Below are 16,546 nucleotides of genomic sequence, written 5' to 3'. Positions count from 1 at the left end.
AGGCGGTGCGCCCGCTGTGAAAAGTGCCGGGCGTTCGCTCTCGAGTTCACTAGGGAATCGCGGCGTTGAATGCTGCAACGTTGAGGTTGTAGCCGAGCAGCCGTACGCCGGACACGGTGCGTGGCTGATGCCATGTCCCGGGAGCGAAATGGACCCACGTGCCGGCGCAATGGCGCCTTTCCCCCTCAATGAGTTCCCCATCGATGACATAGAAGCCTTCCCCGGTGTCATGGTGGTCGACATGCGGCCATTGGGCGCCAGGCTGCATGTCGACGATCCATAGCCGAACGCCCGGCGTCGACGGCAGGTCGCGCCTGAGGCACCCCGCGCCGATATCCACCGTCGGGATCCCGTCGATCATAAGGGCTTGGTGAGGTGACGTTACGGATTGAACGAAATTTGGCACTGCAAGCTCCATTAGGATGTCTGGTTGATATGCTTGGCTCGATTCTCCGCCGACGCACAAAGTTCACAAGCGCAAACTTCCATCGCCAGTGACAAATTTTGCTTGAGGCTCGCAATGACCCTTCGCTCGGACTGGCTGCCGACACTCGCTGCATTCGAATCCGCTGCACGCCACCAGAACTTCGCGCACGCCGCTCATGAGCTCAACCTCACGGCCAGTGCTGTCAGCCACCACGTACGCAAGCTGGAAGCCAGGCTTGGCATTGCCCTCTTCCATCGCCATGCGCGGGGCGTCCTCCTTACGCCGTCAGGCCTCCTGCTGGCCGATGCCACAAGCAGCACCCTTGCGGATCTCGATGACGTGATCGGCAGGTTGCGTAGGAGTCCGGCAGACAACGAGCTCGTCCGGATCGTCACCCTGCATTCCTGGAGCTGCGGCTGGTTGCTCCCGCGGCTGCCGAGCTTCGCAGCCCTCCATCCCGGCATCCGGCTGAGCATCGAGACCGGGGCGGCTCTGTCGCAGTTCGAGGAGGGTGGCCCCGATCTCGGTATCCGCCTCGGAGGGGGACACTGGCCCGGGCTTGCTGCCCACCTGTTGATGCCTGAGCACCTTTTTCCAGTGGCCTCGCCGGCAATGGTCCGCATGTGCCCGATCGAATCTGTTGCCGCTGTCGCACGCATGCCCCTGATCGGCGATGCGGGCAGGCAAGGTTGGCATGATTGGTTCCGCGCAGCGAAAGTGCGTGGTGTAACGCCCGACGAACGATTTCACTTCAGCGATTCCAATGCCGCCCTCAATGCTGCCGCGCTGGGGCTCGGCATCGCGCTGGCGCGGGACCGGACCGCCGAGCCGTTTATCCAATCGGGACGGCTCGTTCAATTGCCGGTCCCCGTGCTGCGCGGGCGATGGTCGTATTACATCGTGTACCCCGCCCATCGCCGGCTTCGGGGTCCCGCACAACGCTTCGTTGAGTGGCTCCAAGGCGAAGCTGCGCGCGCCATGCCGTGATCGTGCCGCTGCCTGCAAATTATGGGGCTGCCTCGCGCTTCACATGGGGCGCCAGGAAATTCATGTAATCCGTCTTTCCGATCGGCACGCCGATCTTTCTCAGGATCGCGTACGCGATGGAGATATGGAAATAGAAGTTCGGTAGGAGAAAGTCGCTGACGTACTGGCGAGCCGGAAGTTCGCAATAGAGGCCGGGCCCAAGTCCCACGCGCTTCACCTCGTCCAATTTGGAATCGTCGATGCTCACGGCGGCGACAAGCGCCCTAGTGCCGGCGATGTAATTGCGGGCCAGTTCGACCGAATCGACTTCCGCCGCCAGGCTGTCGACGCGGTGACCCATGGACCATTGCGAGAACCCGCGGGGCTGGTTGCAGGCGAACGCGATCTGCGTGCCAAGCGGGAACATGTCGGGTGCAATTCGTTCCTGCAGAGCCGCGCCTAGATCGGGGAGGCTCATCTCGGCTACATCGAGGATGTGATCCAGCGTATCCAGACGCGAAATGAAGACCCTTTGCAGTTCAGCGATTTCCAGCTTTGTCATGATCGTTTCAGGCAAGGCCCGGGGGGCGATTCGAATGGGCAGGTCACCTGACGCAAAAGAGCAAGCTCGAATTCAATGCCACGTCCCGCGGGTGACTATCGGCGCAGGTTGCCTCGCGCCTGCCAACCCGACAAGCGCGCCTTTTCATCGCTCGCCACAAATCCCGCTTGGTGGCGACTGGCTGGTCCGGTGGTCGCGGGCAGTGGATGAGGCACGCTACCCGCGACACCTCCATGCGAGAATGGGATTCTGTTCAAGCAAGTCGCATCGTTCGTACCTGGGCGAATCGACGGTCCTTCTAAGGTACGATCGAGGCTTGTTTTATAAAAAGTTTAATGGAATTATGGGTTTAGGTCCATCTATGCTGCTGATGATCGACAACTACGACAGCTTTACCTTCAACCTCGTGCAGTACCTGGGCGAGCTGGGGCAGGAGGTCAAGGTCGTGCGCAACGACGCCCTCACGGTCGCGGACATCCGCGCGCTGGCACCGTCGCGGATCATGATCTCGCCGGGGCCGGGCACGCCGGACGATTCGGGCGTGTCCATGGACATCCTCCGCGAGATGGCGGGCGAGCTGCCCATCTTCGGGGTCTGCCTCGGGCATCAGGCGATCGGGCAGGTGTTCGGCGGCAAGGTGGTAAGGGCGCGCGAAATCATGCACGGCAAGACGTCGCCGGTGCGGCATCTCGGGCGGGGCGTGTTCGCCGGTTTGCCGAACCCGTTCGAGGCCACGCGCTACCACTCGCTGGTGGTGGAGAAGGACTCGGTGCCGGAGTGCCTCGAGGTCACGGCCTGGACGGAGCGCGACGATGGTTCCGTCGACGAGATCATGGGCTTGCGCCACCGCACGCTCGACATCGAAGGCGTGCAGTTCCATCCCGAGTCCATCCTTACCCAGCATGGCCACGACCTGCTGCGCAATTTCCTCGGCATGCCGTTGCCGCTCGCCGCTTAAGGAACGCGCTCGATGCCCATCACTCCGTCCGAGGCGCTGCAGCGCACGATCGAACACCGCGAGATCTTCCATGACGAGATGATCGAGCTGATGCACCAGATCATGCGCGGCGACGTCAGCCCGCTGATGACCGCGGCGATCCTCACCGGCCTGCGCGTGAAGAAGGAAACGGTCGGCGAGATCACCGGTGCCGCACGCGTGATGCGCGACCTTTCCTCCAAGGTGGACGCCGGCCCGCACCCGCACTTCGTGGACATCGTGGGCACGGGCGGCGACGGGGCTTCCACGTTCAATATCTCCACGGCGTCGATGTTCGTCGCAGCGGCCGCGGGTGCGCGCGTGGCGAAGCATGGCGGGCGCAGCGTATCGTCGAAATCCGGCAGTGCCGACGTGCTGGAGGCGCTCGGTGCGCGCATCGATCTCCTTCCGGCCCAGGTGGCCGTGTGCATGGCGAACGTGGACATCGGGTTCATGTTCTCGCCCAACCATCATCCCGCCATGAAGGTGGTTTCGCCGGTGCGCAAGGAGATGGGCGTCCGAACCATCTTCAACATCCTCGGGCCGCTGACCAATCCCGCGGGCGCCCCCAACATCCTCATGGGCGTGTTCCATCCCGACCTCGTCGGCATCCAGATCCGTGCATTGCAGGCCCTGGGCGCGCGGCACGCCATGGTCGTGTGGGGCCGGGACGGCATGGACGAGATCTCCCTGGGCGCGGCCACCATGGTGGGCGAACTCCGCGACGGCGTCGTGCGCGAATACGAGATCGAGCCGGAGGATTTTGGCCTGTCCATGGCCTCCGGCCGGAACCTCCGCGTCGACGACGCCGAGGGTTCGAAGGCCATGCTGCTGGACGCCATCGGCGGCGTACCTGGCGTGCCGCAGGACATCGTTTGCCTGAACGCGGGCGCGGCGCTCTATACGGCCGATGTGACGTCCTCGATACAGGCGGGCATCGACCTTGCGCGGGCCACCATTGCAAGCGGCGCGGCACGTGCAAAAATGGACGCGTTCGTGGCCGAGACGCAGCGGCTCGGTGCCTGATATGGTCGGGGCTCCCCAGTCCCCGGCTCTACCCAAGGAACTCCCTCCGATGCCCGACATCCTCCATCGCATCCTCGACCGGAAGCTCGAAGAGATCGCCGAGCGCAGCCGCAAGCGCAGCCTCGACGATCTGGCGGCGCGCATCGCCGACCTCGAGCCGACGCGGGGCTTCGTCGCCGAGATCGACAAGCGCCTGCATGACGGCGAGCCGGCCGTCATCGCGGAGATCAAGAAGGCCAGCCCGAGCAAGGGCCTCATCCGCGAGGACTTCGATCCAGCAGCCATTGCGCGCAGTTACGAGTTGGGCGGCGCCACCTGTCTTTCCGTGCTTACCGATGCCGATTTCTTCCAGGGCCACGAGGATTTCGTGGGCCAGGCGCGTGCGGCGTGCAGCCTGCCGATCCTGCGCAAGGATTTCATCATCGACGAGTACCAGGTGTACGAGGCCCGCACGATCGGCGCCGACTGCATCCTGCTGATCGTCGCCGCGTTCGCCCAGAAGGAGCCCGACGGCGACCGCATCTACGACGAGGAGCGCCTCACCGAACTCTCGCTGCTTGCCGCGGAGCTCGATCTCGACGTGTTGATGGAAGTGCACAACGAGGAAGAACTGGAAATCGCCCTCGGCACGCCTGCGCCGCTGATCGGCGTGAACAACCGCAACCTGCGCACCTTCGAGACATCCCTGGGCACCTCGTTGCGCCTGAAGGACCGTGTGGGCTCGGAAACGGCCATCGTGGCCGAGTCGGGCATCCATACGGCGGAAGACGTGCGCAAGCTGCGCGAAGCGGGCATCCACACCTTCCTGGTGGGCGAGGCGTTCATGCGCGCGGCAGACCCGGGTGCCGAGCTGCACAAGCTGTTCGGCACGCATCCTCACCCCGCGACACACAAGCAGTAACGAGCGAATGGAACAGGCGATGGAAACGGCGGCGTTCGACGAACCCGCCGCCGAGGCAGCACGCGTGGTGCTGTTCGATTTCGATGGGGTGATCGTTCGCCACCAGACGCTGGAATTGTTCTATCGCCATCGCCTTTCCGGCGTGGGCCGCTGGCGCCTCCTGCTGGCGCTGCCCCTGCTGCCGCTCGTGCCGTTCCTCATCGGCGGCGTCGCGGGCAACCGTTTCCTGGGCCGTGTCTTCCTGCGCGTCGTTACCTTCGGCCGCAGCGAGGCCGCATGCCGGCGTTCGATGGCCGCGTTCGGCCGCGCATACGCACGGCGCCCTGGCGTCTTCTGCCGGGACGCGGTGGCGGCGCTGCGGCGACACATCGCTGCCGGCGACCGCGTGGTGATCGTGACGGGCAACGAGCAGAAGATGGTGGAGGCCATGCTCGACGAGGTGAATCTCGGTGGCTACGAACTCGTGGCTTCGCAGGCTCGCATGGGTCTCGTCGGCATGCGTTTCGTCAGCCACAACGTGCACCATGCCAAGGTGCGCACGCTCGATCGCGCAGGCATCGCGCGGCCCTGGGCTGTCGCTTACGGCGACTCCTTGTCGGACGTGCCCATGCTGAAGGCTGCCGAAGCGGCCCGGCTCGTCAACCCCACGCCGAAGACGGCGAAGAAGGCGGGACGCCTGCTGGGCGACAAGCTCGAAATACTGCACTGGTACTAGGAAGCGCCCCGGGGAGCGTCGGCTACCCCAGGAGATACCTGCCGAGCTGGTAGAGGCTGATGCCGACGATGAGGCAGCCCACCGCGGTCATCACGTAGCGCGGCGGCAGGTGCCGCACCAGCCAGGCGGCCACCGGCGCGGCAAGCACGCCTCCGGCGAGCAGGCCCAGCACGATCGGCCAATGCTGGATGCCCATATGCGCGACCAGGGTCGACGAAATGGCGATGGTCACGACGAACTCGGCCGCGTTCACCGTGCCGATCGTCTGCCGCACGGGACCGCCGCGCGCGAGCAGCGTGGACGTGGCGATGGGCCCCCAGCCACCGCCGCCGATGGCATCGAGCAGGCCGGCGAAGAAACCGAGGATGCCCTTGTGCCGCACGCGATGGTGGGACACCACGCGCCCCGCGGCGCGCACGAGCACCACCACGCCGAGGATCAGCAGATAGGCGTAGACAAAGGGCTTCAGCGCGTCGCCCGGCACGCTGGCCAGGAACCATGCGCCGATGATCCCGCCGATCACGCCGGGGATGGCCAGGCGGCGGAACGCGCGCCAGTCCACGTTCCCGAACAGGGCGTGCGCACCGCCGGACACGCCCGTGGTGAACACTTCGGCGGTATGCACGGTGGCGCTGGCGACCGCCGGCGGCAAACCGAGCGCCAGCAATACGGCATTGGAGACAATGCCATAGGCCATGCCCAGCGCGCCGTCGACGAGCTGGGCCAGCAAACCTACGCCGACGAAGATCAGGAATTGATTCCAGTCCATGGTTTTGTCCGGTGGATCATGTAGCCACCATATACGAGGTCGGCGAGATGAGGGCATGAAGACCAACTTCTGGCGCTTGCACGCGTCGTCTTGCCGCAGCTAGCCTGATCCCTCACATCCTGCGAGACCACAGATGTACCTCTCTTCCTTGCGCGAGTTGGCCCTTGGGAGCCGACTCAAGGCCTTGAGCGATCAGTTCTACACGGCTATCGACGAGGTCTATCGCGCGTGCGGCGCGGCCATCGAATCGCGGTGGTTCCCGGTGCTGCGTTACCTCCGCGACGTCGGGCCGACGACGGTGACCGACATGGCCCTGGCTATCGGCCAGACCCACTCGGCCGTCAGCCAGCTCGCCGACCGTCTGGTGGACGCCGGCATGGTCGAACGGCGGCGCGACCCGCACGACGGGCGACGCAGCGTGCTCGCTCTCACCGAGGCCGGCGATCGCGCCCTTGGCGACCTCGGCCCGGTGTGGCTCGCCATCCGGCGCGGCATGAGCGAAACGCTGGGGCCCAGCGGTATGGCCATGCTGGAAGCCATCGAAAACTGCGAGCAGGCGCTGCGCGAACGCCCGCTGGTGCAAACCATCCTGCTGCAGCGGGAAGCGTTGAGCCGCGCGACCGTGCAGGTGGTTCCGTTCGAGCCGGCGCTGCGCGACCACTTCCGCCGACTGAACCAGCAGTGGCTCGAGCGTCATTTCCGCGTCGAGGCGGTGGACAGGAAGCTGTTCGACGACCCCGAGGGCCTGATCATCGCCCCCGGCGGCGCCATCCTCTTCGCCCTTTATGCGGGCGAGGTGGTGGGCACCTGCGCGCTCATCCACGAGGGGGAGGGCGTCTACGAGCTCTCCAAGATGGGCGTGGACGAGAACTTCCGCGGGTTGGGCGCCGGCCGGGCACTGCTCGACGCGGCGATCGCCGAATACCGCCGGCGCGGTGGCCGGGAGCTTTTCCTGGAGTCCAACAGCCGGCTGGACCGCGCCCTGGCCATGTACGAGCGGGCGGGATTCGTCCGGCAAGCCGCCATCCGCCCCGGCTCCCATTACGACCGGGCCGACGTCTACATGGTGTACGGGGGCGGCTGAGCCGGAGCGCGGACCTCAGCGGGTGCCGCGCACCACGATGGTCTTGCCCGAGACGTCGATCATCCGCTCTTCCTCGAGCTGCTTGAGCACGCGGCCCACCATTTCGCGGGAGCAGCCCACGATGCGGCTGACTTCCTGGCGCGAGATGCGGATCTGCGTGCCGTCCGGGTGGGTCATGGCATCGGGTTCCTGGCAGAGGTCGAGCAGGGTGCGCGACACCCGGTTCGTCACATCCATGAACGCCATGCGGCTGACCTGCCGGGAGGTGCGCAGAAGACGCTGGGTGAGCTGCGAGCCGATCGCGAAGAGCAGCTTCGGGCATTCCGCGGCCAGCGGCCCTTCGAGCAGTTGGAAAAGCCGCTCGTAGCTGATTTCGGCCATTTCCACGGCCGTCCGGGTGCGCACCAGCGACTCGCGCTGCGCCTGCTCCACGAACAGGCCCATTTCGCCGATGAACTGGCCCCGATTGATGTAGGCAAGGATCAGCTCGCGACCTTCCTCATCCTCCGTGCAGACGGCAAGCGACCCGTCTACCACGTAGTAGAGCGTGTTGGCCGGGTCCCCCGGCCGGATGATCGCCGTTTTCCCCGGATAACGGCGACGGTGACAGGCGTCCAGGAAGCGACCCATCGAAGCCGGGTCGGGTGCGAAGCTCGAGGGAGCCTGCGACCGTTCGAACGCCTGTTGCAACATGTATTTGAGTTGAGCCACAGCAGATTCCGTTGAGCCTCAATGGCATGGCGTCCCCTTCGGCGGTCTGCTGACGGATTTCCGTCATGCGTCGCCGACTCGCCATGTCCCTTCCCGATTATTGCAGACATCGGGCCGGCAAAATCCACCACTTCGGGGGATGGGGCGCCGACTTGTTCAAATCCTCGCCATCTTGCCCCATAATTTCACCCCCTCGGCGTCCGGACCCCTGTCTCACGCCGTACACAAGCTCCGGGCAGACTTTCCCGTCCGGTGCTTTTTCATCCTGCGGGGACCCTTGCTGCTAACCCGTGTCTGCTGCTGGCCGCCTCCCCCGGCCTCGGAGAGTCGCTGTGGTCAAACCGCTTCCCCGCCTTCGCCTGCAGGGTTTCAATAACCTTACCAAGGCGCTGAGCTTCAACATCTACGATATCTGCTATGCCGTTTCCGAACAGCAGCGGCAGAACTACATCGAGTACATCGACGAACAGTACGATGCCGACCGCCTCACCCAGATCCTCACGGACGTGGCGGAGATCATCGGTGCGAACATCCTGAACATCGCGCGCCAGGACTACGATCCGCAGGGCGCGTCCGTCACCATCCTCATTTCCGAGGAGCCGGTGGTGGAGAAGCTCGGCCGCGATACCATCTCCGGCGCCGTCGTGGCGCACATGGACAAGAGCCACATCACCGTCCATACCTATCCGGAAACGCACCCGCACAACGGCATCGCCACGTTCCGCGCCGACATCGACGTGGCCACCTGCGGCGTCATCTCGCCGCTGAAGGCCCTGAACTACCTCATCGACAGCTTCGAGTCCGACATCGTCATCGCCGACTACCGCGTGCGCGGTTTCACCCGCGACGTGAAGGGCAAGAAGCACTTCATCGACCACAAGATCAATTCCGTGCAGGACTACCTGGCCAAGCACATTCGCCAGAAGTACGAAATGTTCGACGTGAACGTGTACCAGGAAAACATCTTCCACACGAAGATGCACATCAAGGATTTCGACCTCGACACCTACCTGTTCGAGGCCCAGGCCGACGACCTCTCGTTCAAGGAGCGCCAGCGCATCGAATCGCTGCTCCGGCGCGAGATCGAGGAACTCTTCCACGGCCGCAACCTGATGTGACGAGAAGCCCCGCGAAAAGGCGGGGCTTTTTCTTGGCGGGCGACGCCGTTGTGGGAGCCGCTTCAGCGGCGATCCCGCGGCAGCGGGCCAGGTCACAGCGGACCGCCGTCGCCGCTGAAGCGGCTCCCACAAGAGGGCTTCACGTACAGTCCGCTAGCGTCGTTTCATGCGTCCCTTGCTGCTGTTCATTCTCCTGCTGGCCCTGGCCGCGCTCGTCTGGTCGCGGGGCTGGCGCCCGCCCGACCGCTACAACCCGTGGGCGCGCCTGGACCTCGCGGCGGAACCGGACATGTTCCTGCGCTTCAAGCTCGGCAGGCTGGGCGACGACCCGGCCATGTGCAAGGCGGCGATCGGGGAGGCCGGGGCCGTCTTCACGCCCGTGGCGGACCGCAAGGAGCCGAACGGTTGCGGCTGGACCGACGCCGTGCGGCTCTCGGCCATCGGCCCGGCGCGGCTCGCTTCTCCCGCCACGCTTACCTGTCCGCTCGCGGCGTCGATGGTTCTATTCCACCGCCACGTGCTCCAGCCCCGCGCCGAGGCGGCCTTTGGCTCGCCGGTCCGCATCGTGGACCACGTGGGAAGCTACAGCTGCAGGAACGTCTACCACCGGGACCAGGCGCCGCTCAGCCGGCATGCCCTGGCCGACGCCATCGACGTCACCGGGTGGCGGCTGGCCGACGGGCGGCACATCACCGTGGAAAAAGGGTGGGACGCCAGGACCGAGGCGGATTTCCTCCATGGCCTGGAGGCGGAGGGATGCCGCTACTTCGGCGCCATCCTGGGCCCCGACTACAACGCCGCCCACCGCACCCACTTCCACATGCAGGGGCGCGGCTTCGGTTTCTGCCGCTAGCCTAGAACCGGTACGCCACCGCCTTCATCACCGCCGAAGCGGCATGCATGAGGCCCGGGATGGGCCAGGGAAGGTCGATGCCGCCGCGTGCCTGGGCCGCTTCGGCATGTCGGATTTCGTCGGTCTGCATCTGGGTGAGGATGGCGCGGGAGCGCGCGTCCTGTGCCGGCAGCCGTTCCAGATGGTCGGCCAGGTGCGCTTCCACCTGGCGTTCGGTCTCCACCACGAATCCCAGACTCACCGGGTCGCCGACGGCGGCCGCGGCCACGCCGATGGCATAGCTGCCTGCGTACCACAAGGGATTCAGCAGGCTGGGGCGGCTGTCCAGTTGCTTGAGGCGTTCTGCGCACCAGGCCAGGTGGTCGGTTTCCTCCTGCGCGGCGTGCATCAGGTGCCGGCGCGTTTCTTCGTTGCGGGCCAGCGCCGCCTGACCCACGTAGAGGGCCTGGGCGCAGACTTCGCCCACGTGGTTGATCCGCATCAGTCCTGCCGCGTGCCGCCGTTCCGCCTCGGTCAGGTCGGCATCGGGGAGGGCATCGCCCGGCGAGCGGCGGTGGGCTTCCGGGGAGCCTGCGACCGCTTCCATGGCCCGTTCCAGGCCTTCGAGCAGGCGATCCAGGGGGCTCAGGGTGCGAACGGACATCACGGACTCCTGCGTTGGGGGACGACACACGTTACAATGCGCCGCGTCGCCCGCCGGGTGAAGGCGCTGCGGCTCGTTGCCGCGCCCCGCCCCGAATGCGACGGGCTTGTGAAGATTCCCGGTCGTCATGCTATGATTGTCGGCCCGAAGCTCACCGACACCGTGGGCTTGCGCGATGAGGGAAAAGTCCGCTATTCTCTCGCGCCTTTGCTTTCACCGATTCCGTGTTCCGCCGTCCTCGGCGGCAAACCAGGTATTTTCGAAATGAAAACGTTCAGCGCCAAGCCGGAGAGCGTCAAGCGCGATTGGTTCGTGATCGACGCCACGAACAAGACCCTGGGTCGTCTGTCGACCGAGGTCGCGCGCCGTCTCCGCGGTAAGCACAAGCCCGAGTTCACCCCGCACGTCGATACCGGCGACTACATCGTCGTGATCAACGCCGGCAAGGTGGCGGTCACCGGTGCAAAGCTGGACGACAAGATGTACCACCGCTTCACCGGCTACGTCGGCAACCTGAAGACCACCAGTCTGAAGGACCTGCTCGCCACGCATCCGGAGCGCGTGATCGAGATCGCCGTGAAGGGCATGCTGCCGAAGAACCCGCTGGGTCGCGCCATGTACCGCAAGCTCAAGGTGTACGGCGGCGCCGAGCACCCGCATACCGCACAGCAGCCGCAGGCGCTGGAAATCTAAGGAATCGACATGGCTACCCAGCAGAATTACGGTACCGGCCGCCGCAAGACCTCCGCCGCCCGCGTGTTCCTCCGCAAGGGCACCGGTGGCATCGTTGTCAACGGCAAGCCGCTCGACCAGTTCTTCGGTCGTGAAACCTCGCGCATGATCGTCCGCCAGCCGCTCGAGCTGACCGACAACAGCGAGAAGTTCGATATCATGGTCACCGTTGCCGGTGGCGGCATCACGGGCCAGGCCGGCGCCATCCGCCTCGGCATCGCCCGCGCCCTCGTCGAATACGACGAAGCGCTGAAGTCGCCGCTGCGCAAGGCCGGCTTCATGACCCGCGACGCCCGCGAAGTCGAGCGCAAGAAGGTCGGTCTCCACAAGGCCCGCCGCGCAACGCAGTTCTCGAAGCGCTAAACCCCTTTGTGGGGCGGCCCTTCGGGGCAGTGCTTCAAACTTTGGTGCTTCAAGGTCAGAGCGCGCCAAAGCCCGGTTTATTGGGAGATCGTCTAACGGTAGGACAACGGACTCTGACTCCGTTTATCTAGGTTCGAATCCTAGTCTCCCAGCCAAACCCCAAAAGCCTCCGAGAAATCGGGGGCTTTTGTCTTTTCAGCCGATCGGTAGGCGGATGTCCGTCAGGGCCTGCGGTCCATCATGCCCGCGCCAGGGCAGGTTCGACACCCGCCGCGGCCGCGCGAAGGCTGTCCCTGTAACGGCGGCTGCACGGCAGGACGGTACCGTCTGCCATGTGCAGGCGTGCATCTCCCGCATCGAGCGGCTCGATCGACGTGACCTGGCCGATCTGCACCAGATAGCTGCGGTGGGCGCGCACGAACACCGCGGGATCGAGCTTCGTCTCCAGCGCCGCCAGCGTGCTGCGCAGCGGGTAATCGCGGCCCCGCACCCGAAGGTTCACGTAGTTGCCTGCCGACTGGGCCCACTCGATGTCCGCCGTCGCGACGAGGAAGTCGCGGCCGAGCTTGCGGACGAGGAATCGCTCCGGACGCTCCACCGACTCGATCGCCGGGCCTTCATCGGGCGCATCGAGAAGGCTCGCTTCACCCTGGGAGCGTCGGCCGAACCACTCGACCGTGTGGCAGACGGCGACGATGAGGAAGAAGGTCCGTACATCCTTCAGGTACTCGTAGACCGCCTGCACGGCCCACGACCCCGGCTCGTAATGCGAACCCCGCATGCCGTAGAAGAGCCAGCGAAGCAGGTCCATGCCGACGATGTGGACGGCGGACCAGGCCACGCTGCCAAGGACATAGAGCGGCAGGCGCCGGCGCCAGGTATCGGCATGGAGCGGCCAGCGATCACAGGCGCGGAGGAGAAGCGGCAGCATCAGCAGGGAGATGAAGATGCTGGTGAATTCGTTGGTCGCGATCTGCCACGTGGGGTAGACGAGGCCGTTGCGCTGCACGTCGATCCGGGTGGTCAGCGTATTGCCGGTGGCCGCGACGACGAAGGTGAACACCCAGAAGGCGATCATCAGGATGCGGCGGCGACGGTGGGCCCGGTCGAGTTCGCGGCCGGGTGGTGTGGGCGAGGGATCCATGGCCGGGATCATAGCGTCGTCGTGGGCGGCGATCCTCGCGGGTTCATCCCATCCCGCCCTCCATTCGTCCCCAAAACCGGTCCAACCGGCCCCTCGCGCTGGTCCCAGGCCTTGTCCGACGCCGATTCTGGCTCCGGTTCAAAACAAGGACGCCTCGCCATGATCCGCACCCGCCGCCACGACATCGACGCGCTCCGCGTGTTCGCTTTCGCTCTCCTCATCCTCTATCACACGGCCATGGCCTACGTCGGGGACTGGGACTTCCACATCAAAAGTGCCTACACCGCCGACTGGTTGCAGTGGCCGATGATCTTCGTGAACCGCTGGCGGATGTGCCTGCTGTTCCTGATCTCGGGTGCGGCGATCGCCCTGGCGGCCCCCGAGGGCCGCCTGCTCCGCTTCGCGCGGGAGCGGACCTGGCGGCTGATGCTGCCGCTCATCTTCGGCATGTTCGTCGTGGTTCCCATCCAACCGTACTGCGAAGGCGTCGCGAGCGGCCACCTCACCCCCGGTTTCCTCCATTTCCTGCTGAGCTACTGGCACGTGCACCCGTGGCCGAAGGACAGCTTCACGGGTTGGCAGTTCGGGATCACCTGGAACCACCTGTGGTACCTGCCTTACCTGTGGACCTACACGCTTGGCCTCGTCGTGCTGATGCCGTTCCTCGGCCATGGCCGCGTCCATGCCGCAGTCGCCGCCTTCTGCCGGGCACCGGCCTGGCTGCTGATTGGGGCGCCGACGGCACTGCTGCTCTTCTACATCCTGTACCTCGCGCCGACATTCCCCGGCACCAATGCCTACGCCGATGACTGGTACCAGCATGCGAAGTACGCCTCGATCTTCCTCGGTGGCTACCTGCTGGCCCGCGAGGCCGGGTTCTGGTCACGCGTCGCGGCACTGCGCAAGGCCACCCTCGCCGTCGCGCTGGCATCGATCGCACTCTATCTCGGGCTTCGGCTGACCGGCCAGCTGGTCGCGAGCGACTCGTGGGTGTACCGCGTGCCGGAACCATTCTGGACCGTGCTTTCGCAGGCCGCGCAATCGCTGTACCTCTGGACCGCTCTGCTGGCGATCCTCGGCTGGGGCAAGGTGGTCCTCGACCGTCCGTTCCCGTGGCTGCCGTACTGCACGGAAGCGGTGTACCCCTGGTACATGCTGCACCAGAGCCTGATCATCCTGTTGGTGTTCTGTCTGAAGCCGATGGCGCTTGGCCCCTGGCTGGAGCCCGCCCTGGTGCTGGCCGGGACGATCACCGGGTGCTACGTGCTGCACGAGTTCGTGATCCGCCGCGTCGGGTTCATCCGGCCGCTGTTTGGATTGAAGGCGCTCCGGAAGATCGAGACAGGAGACCATGCGGCAAAGGCATCGCGCACGCCATGCCCTCCCGTGGGCGAGCGTAGATAACGCCGCATGCCAGATACCACGATGCGTGTCGAAGCGCAGGACGGCCACTACCTGAAAGAGCCACTGAAGGACCTGTAGAGAAATCTCATTGGCGGTCGTTCGCGGGGGTTCCCGGGTGGCCTCTCCTGCGGTACGCGATGAGAACGTTCGCAAAGTGCGTTCATTTCCAGCGCGACCGATGCGTGTCTGGAAGCGTCCGTCGCCCGGCGATCGAGCATGGTCGACAGGGCGGCAGGGAAGGGCCGCTGCGGCAACCCGGGTGGCTCGCCATGCGAGGTCGTCTCGAGCGCAACAGCGGCCACGAGGCGATACCCGCGCTTGCGCACAGTGGCGATGTAGCGAGGCGACTTCGCATCGTCGCCGAGGGCCTTGCGAAGCATCGCGATCGCCTTGTGCACCGGGTTGTCACCGTAGATGCCGCGCGGCCAGCACCGCTCCAGCAGCAGATCCATGCTCACCACGTCATCGGCATTTTCGGCGAGGAGAACCAATACATCGAGAAGTTTAGGCTCGAGAAAGACGCGCTTCTCTTCGTTCTCGATGAACCCGTGCCGTGGGTAGACGAACCAATGGCCGAGCATGAAAGCGGGGGTGAACATCCTGCGTTGCTCCATCGCGACGCCACGCTCGAAAGCGGCGCCATTCTCCTGGCTTCTCAAAAAAAACATGAACCGTAAGGTTTCCGAAAGGACAATCGCACGTCTTCTCGACGAGGCTTGGCGCGCTCACAAGGGAGTGCCTATATGCCAGATAAGAAGTCCGGGAACCATATGTCCACCAACATTCCATCGCCGTCACTACCGGCAGGGTCCGGTCCGGGCGGCCTGCTGCGGGTGGCGATCGGAGACGAGCACACCATCGCGAGGGAAGGGCTTGCGGCCCTGCTGCATGCGAAGGAAACGATTCGCGTTACCGGCAGCACCGGCGATGGCCGCGAGTGCGTACGGCACGTACTGCGCGAGGAGCCCGACCTCCTCATCTTCGACAACGCGATGAGCGGACTGAACGGCGCGGAAGCAGTGCGGCGGATAGGGGCACAGAAGCCGCGAACGCGATTGCTATGCCTTTCCTCGCGCGACGATGCTCGCTCGGTGCGAGAGGCGTTCGATGCCGGCGTCCACGGATACGTTGCCAAGCGCAGCGGCTTTGCTGCGCTGCTGGAAGCGATCGATCGGGTGTTCCGAAGCGGATGTTACGTCAGTCCCGACATCGCACACGTGCTCGTCGAAGGATTCAGGGGGCGTCACGATACGTCGGCGGCCGACGTCCCCGCGCTGACCGCGCGCGAACGCGAGGTGGCGAGGCTCTACGCCGAGGGTCTGGGTACGCGCGACATTGCGAGCCGCCTCAACCTGAGCATGAAGACGGTCGGTACCCATCGCGAGCACGTGATGGAAAAGATCGGTGCGCGCAGCATTGCCCATCTCACGCGCTACGCGATTCGCGCGGGACTAGTCCGTATCGACGACTAGGCGACGTAGGTATCCGCCGCGAGGTTATGTACGAATCGGGCGGCGCCCGATACCGGGTTCGATCGGGATTTCGCAAAGTGTGGGCCACGGCGAGGCATCGCAGCGGCACGAAAGAGAGGGACATCCATGGCAGATTTTCATCGTTTCGCACCCATCCTGTTCAAGCATGAAGGCGGGTACGTCAACGACCCGGTCGACCCGGGTGGCGCCACGAATCGCGGCATTACCATGGCGACGTTCAGGTCGTGCGCGAAGGACTTGCTCGGTATCGAACCGACTCCGGAAGCATTGCGCCAGCTCACCGAGATGCAGGCCGCGACGATCTACAAGGCCCTGTATTGGGATGCCATTCGAGGTGACGAAATACATTCGCAGCACATCGCGAACATCGTTTGCGATTTCCAGGTGAATGCCGGGGCCAGCTCCGCCCGTCTGTTGCAGCGAGTGTTGAACCTGCTGGGTGCAGAGCCGAGGCTTCGCGTCGACGGGCGCATCGGCAACGCGACGCTCGGCGCGCTGCGCACGGCGGATCCCAAGAATGTGCACGTGCTATTTCAGAACGGACGGCGCGACTACTACCGGGACCTGGTTGCGCGCCGGCCGCCGCTCGCGCGGTTTCTGAAAGGGTGGCTTCGTCGCGTCGATTCGTTCGATCCACCCGTTTCCCGCAGGTAAGCGAT

Annotated in this window: 20 protein-coding genes and 1 tRNA gene; 14 read left to right on the top strand and 7 right to left on the bottom strand. The window is 65.1% G+C overall.

All coding sequences use genetic code 11. From position 1 onward, the window contains the following. Positions 1 to 49: 49 nt before the first annotated feature. The gene (locus HBF26_RS06395; RefSeq protein ID WP_205287595.1) at positions 50 to 361 is read right to left on the bottom strand and encodes a cupin domain-containing protein; all 312 of its coding nucleotides are present in this window, start codon (positions 359 to 361) and stop codon (positions 50 to 52) included. Between the two features lie 159 nt (positions 362 to 520). Between HBF26_RS06395 and HBF26_RS06390 the strand changes: the two genes are divergently transcribed. After that, positions 521 to 1,414, top strand: coding sequence for a LysR substrate-binding domain-containing protein (locus tag HBF26_RS06390; RefSeq protein WP_167124186.1), 894 nt, complete (start codon positions 521 to 523; stop codon positions 1,412 to 1,414). A gap of 19 nt (positions 1,415 to 1,433) precedes the next feature. On the opposite strand, the gene HBF26_RS06385 is transcribed toward HBF26_RS06390, so the two are convergent. Continuing rightward, positions 1,434 to 1,955, bottom strand: a complete 522-nt coding sequence (locus tag HBF26_RS06385; RefSeq protein WP_167124184.1) for a DUF1993 domain-containing protein — start codon at positions 1,953 to 1,955, stop codon at positions 1,434 to 1,436. 361 nt (positions 1,956 to 2,316) lie between these two features. Between HBF26_RS06385 and HBF26_RS06380 the strand changes: the two genes are divergently transcribed. From HBF26_RS06380 to HBF26_RS06365, 4 genes are read left to right on the top strand one after another with little or no spacing between them, the layout of a single operon-like run. Then, entirely contained in the window at positions 2,317 to 2,913 is a 597-nt protein-coding gene (locus tag HBF26_RS06380) for an anthranilate synthase component II (protein ID WP_167124182.1), read from the top strand. 12 nt (positions 2,914 to 2,925) lie between these two features. Then, positions 2,926 to 3,957, top strand: coding sequence for an anthranilate phosphoribosyltransferase (gene trpD, locus HBF26_RS06375; protein WP_167124180.1), 1,032 nt, complete (start codon positions 2,926 to 2,928; stop codon positions 3,955 to 3,957). Between the two features lie 49 nt (positions 3,958 to 4,006). Continuing rightward, complete coding sequence (trpC, locus tag HBF26_RS06370) at positions 4,007 to 4,858, top strand: indole-3-glycerol phosphate synthase TrpC (RefSeq protein WP_167124178.1); 852 nt, start codon at positions 4,007 to 4,009, stop codon at positions 4,856 to 4,858. Positions 4,859 to 4,865: 7 nt separating this feature from the next. Next, positions 4,866 to 5,573: a haloacid dehalogenase-like hydrolase gene (locus HBF26_RS06365; protein WP_167124176.1), complete on the top strand. Its 708-nt coding sequence runs from the start codon at positions 4,866 to 4,868 to the stop codon at positions 5,571 to 5,573. Positions 5,574 to 5,595: 22 nt separating this feature from the next. Here the strand turns inward: HBF26_RS06365 and HBF26_RS06360 are convergent, their stop codons facing one another. Continuing rightward, positions 5,596 to 6,342 carry a sulfite exporter TauE/SafE family protein gene (locus HBF26_RS06360; protein ID WP_167124174.1) on the bottom strand — a complete coding sequence of 249 codons (747 nt, stop codon included), beginning with the start codon at positions 6,340 to 6,342 and terminating at the stop codon, positions 5,596 to 5,598. A gap of 133 nt (positions 6,343 to 6,475) precedes the next feature. Here HBF26_RS06360 and HBF26_RS06355 point away from each other — a divergent pair, with 133 nt between their 5' ends. Next, positions 6,476 to 7,426 (top strand): bifunctional helix-turn-helix transcriptional regulator/GNAT family N-acetyltransferase, encoded by a 951-nt coding sequence (locus HBF26_RS06355; protein WP_167124172.1) that lies wholly within the window; start codon positions 6,476 to 6,478, stop codon positions 7,424 to 7,426. A gap of 15 nt (positions 7,427 to 7,441) precedes the next feature. Here the strand turns inward: HBF26_RS06355 and crp are convergent, their stop codons facing one another. Continuing rightward, on the bottom strand, positions 7,442 to 8,119 hold the full coding sequence (gene crp, locus HBF26_RS06350; RefSeq protein ID WP_193569815.1) for a cAMP-activated global transcriptional regulator CRP: 678 nt from the start codon (positions 8,117 to 8,119) through the stop codon (positions 7,442 to 7,444). Positions 8,120 to 8,469: 350 nt separating this feature from the next. Between crp and speD the strand changes: the two genes are divergently transcribed. Together speD and HBF26_RS06340 are read left to right on the top strand one after the other, a co-directional pair. Beyond that, on the top strand, positions 8,470 to 9,255 hold the full coding sequence (speD, locus tag HBF26_RS06345; protein ID WP_036109987.1) for an adenosylmethionine decarboxylase: 786 nt from the start codon (positions 8,470 to 8,472) through the stop codon (positions 9,253 to 9,255). Between the two features lie 166 nt (positions 9,256 to 9,421). After that, complete coding sequence (locus tag HBF26_RS06340; protein ID WP_167124170.1) at positions 9,422 to 10,108, top strand: extensin-like domain-containing protein; 687 nt, start codon at positions 9,422 to 9,424, stop codon at positions 10,106 to 10,108. 1 nt (position 10,109) lies between these two features. On the opposite strand, the gene coq7 is transcribed toward HBF26_RS06340, so the two are convergent. After that, entirely contained in the window at positions 10,110 to 10,751 is a 642-nt protein-coding gene (gene coq7 / locus HBF26_RS06335; RefSeq protein WP_167124168.1) for a 2-polyprenyl-3-methyl-6-methoxy-1,4-benzoquinone monooxygenase, read from the bottom strand. A 264-nt stretch (positions 10,752 to 11,015) separates the two neighbouring features. Between coq7 and rplM the strand changes: the two genes are divergently transcribed. From rplM to HBF26_RS06320, 3 genes are all read left to right on the top strand, one after another. Then, a complete protein-coding gene (gene rplM / locus HBF26_RS06330) occupies positions 11,016 to 11,444 on the top strand; it encodes a 50S ribosomal protein L13 (protein WP_166699779.1) in 429 nt (142 codons plus the stop codon). A gap of 9 nt (positions 11,445 to 11,453) precedes the next feature. Further along, a complete protein-coding gene (gene rpsI, locus HBF26_RS06325; protein WP_144916175.1) occupies positions 11,454 to 11,846 on the top strand; it encodes a 30S ribosomal protein S9 in 393 nt (130 codons plus the stop codon). Between the two features lie 81 nt (positions 11,847 to 11,927). Next, positions 11,928 to 12,001 (top strand) — tRNA-Gln (locus HBF26_RS06320). An 83-nt stretch (positions 12,002 to 12,084) separates the two neighbouring features. Here HBF26_RS06320 and HBF26_RS06315 read toward each other — a convergent pair. Then, on the bottom strand, positions 12,085 to 12,990 hold the full coding sequence (locus tag HBF26_RS06315; RefSeq protein WP_240151224.1) for a LytTR family DNA-binding domain-containing protein: 906 nt from the start codon (positions 12,988 to 12,990) through the stop codon (positions 12,085 to 12,087). A 159-nt stretch (positions 12,991 to 13,149) separates the two neighbouring features. Here HBF26_RS06315 and HBF26_RS06310 point away from each other — a divergent pair, with 159 nt between their 5' ends. After that, the gene (locus tag HBF26_RS06310; RefSeq protein ID WP_167124166.1) at positions 13,150 to 14,394 is read left to right on the top strand and encodes an acyltransferase family protein; all 1,245 of its coding nucleotides are present in this window, start codon (positions 13,150 to 13,152) and stop codon (positions 14,392 to 14,394) included. Positions 14,395 to 14,441: 47 nt separating this feature from the next. Here HBF26_RS06310 and HBF26_RS06305 read toward each other — a convergent pair whose 3' ends face one another. Further along, positions 14,442 to 15,062 (bottom strand): winged helix-turn-helix domain-containing protein, encoded by a 621-nt coding sequence (locus HBF26_RS06305; RefSeq protein WP_167124164.1) that lies wholly within the window; start codon positions 15,060 to 15,062, stop codon positions 14,442 to 14,444. Between the two features lie 75 nt (positions 15,063 to 15,137). Here HBF26_RS06305 and HBF26_RS06300 point away from each other — a divergent pair, with 75 nt between their 5' ends. Together HBF26_RS06300 and HBF26_RS06295 are read left to right on the top strand one after the other, a co-directional pair. Further along, on the top strand, positions 15,138 to 15,866 hold the full coding sequence (locus HBF26_RS06300) for a response regulator (protein WP_167124162.1): 729 nt from the start codon (positions 15,138 to 15,140) through the stop codon (positions 15,864 to 15,866). A 126-nt stretch (positions 15,867 to 15,992) separates the two neighbouring features. After that, positions 15,993 to 16,541: a glycoside hydrolase family 108 protein gene (locus HBF26_RS06295; protein WP_167124160.1), complete on the top strand. Its 549-nt coding sequence runs from the start codon at positions 15,993 to 15,995 to the stop codon at positions 16,539 to 16,541. Positions 16,542 to 16,546 lie beyond the last annotated feature (5 nt).

The organism is Luteibacter jiangsuensis (assembly GCF_011742555.1).
Lineage (GTDB): Bacteria > Pseudomonadota > Gammaproteobacteria > Xanthomonadales > Rhodanobacteraceae > Luteibacter > Luteibacter jiangsuensis.
Note: the sequence above shows the minus strand (reverse complement) of the source record. Positions and strands in the feature narration are given on the sequence as shown.

Excerpts from the sequence above, each read along its gene's own strand:
- HBF26_RS06395 (WP_205287595.1), bottom strand. The coding sequence starts at position 361 with ATGATCGACGGGATCCCGACGGTGGATATCGGCGCGGGGTGCCTCAGG.
- HBF26_RS06390 (WP_167124186.1), top strand. The coding sequence starts at position 521 with ATGACCCTTCGCTCGGACTGGCTGCCGACACTCGCTGCATTCGAATCC.
- HBF26_RS06385 (WP_167124184.1), bottom strand. The coding sequence starts at position 1,955 with ATGACAAAGCTGGAAATCGCTGAACTGCAAAGGGTCTTCATTTCGCGT.
- HBF26_RS06380 (WP_167124182.1), top strand. The coding sequence starts at position 2,317 with ATGCTGCTGATGATCGACAACTACGACAGCTTTACCTTCAACCTCGTG.
- trpD (WP_167124180.1), top strand. The coding sequence starts at position 2,926 with ATGCCCATCACTCCGTCCGAGGCGCTGCAGCGCACGATCGAACACCGC.
- trpC (WP_167124178.1), top strand. The coding sequence starts at position 4,007 with ATGCCCGACATCCTCCATCGCATCCTCGACCGGAAGCTCGAAGAGATC.
- HBF26_RS06365 (WP_167124176.1), top strand. The coding sequence starts at position 4,866 with ATGGAACAGGCGATGGAAACGGCGGCGTTCGACGAACCCGCCGCCGAG.
- HBF26_RS06360 (WP_167124174.1), bottom strand. The coding sequence starts at position 6,342 with ATGGACTGGAATCAATTCCTGATCTTCGTCGGCGTAGGTTTGCTGGCC.
- HBF26_RS06355 (WP_167124172.1), top strand. The coding sequence starts at position 6,476 with ATGTACCTCTCTTCCTTGCGCGAGTTGGCCCTTGGGAGCCGACTCAAG.
- crp (WP_193569815.1), bottom strand. The coding sequence starts at position 8,119 with ATGTTGCAACAGGCGTTCGAACGGTCGCAGGCTCCCTCGAGCTTCGCA.
- HBF26_RS06340 (WP_167124170.1), top strand. The coding sequence starts at position 9,422 with ATGCGTCCCTTGCTGCTGTTCATTCTCCTGCTGGCCCTGGCCGCGCTC.
- coq7 (WP_167124168.1), bottom strand. The coding sequence starts at position 10,751 with ATGTCCGTTCGCACCCTGAGCCCCCTGGATCGCCTGCTCGAAGGCCTG.
- rplM (WP_166699779.1), top strand. The coding sequence starts at position 11,016 with ATGAAAACGTTCAGCGCCAAGCCGGAGAGCGTCAAGCGCGATTGGTTC.
- rpsI (WP_144916175.1), top strand. The coding sequence starts at position 11,454 with ATGGCTACCCAGCAGAATTACGGTACCGGCCGCCGCAAGACCTCCGCC.
- HBF26_RS06315 (WP_240151224.1), bottom strand. The coding sequence starts at position 12,990 with ATGGATCCCTCGCCCACACCACCCGGCCGCGAACTCGACCGGGCCCAC.
- HBF26_RS06310 (WP_167124166.1), top strand. The coding sequence starts at position 13,150 with ATGATCCGCACCCGCCGCCACGACATCGACGCGCTCCGCGTGTTCGCT.
- HBF26_RS06305 (WP_167124164.1), bottom strand. The coding sequence starts at position 15,062 with ATGTTTTTTTTGAGAAGCCAGGAGAATGGCGCCGCTTTCGAGCGTGGC.
- HBF26_RS06300 (WP_167124162.1), top strand. The coding sequence starts at position 15,138 with ATGCCAGATAAGAAGTCCGGGAACCATATGTCCACCAACATTCCATCG.
- HBF26_RS06295 (WP_167124160.1), top strand. The coding sequence starts at position 15,993 with ATGGCAGATTTTCATCGTTTCGCACCCATCCTGTTCAAGCATGAAGGC.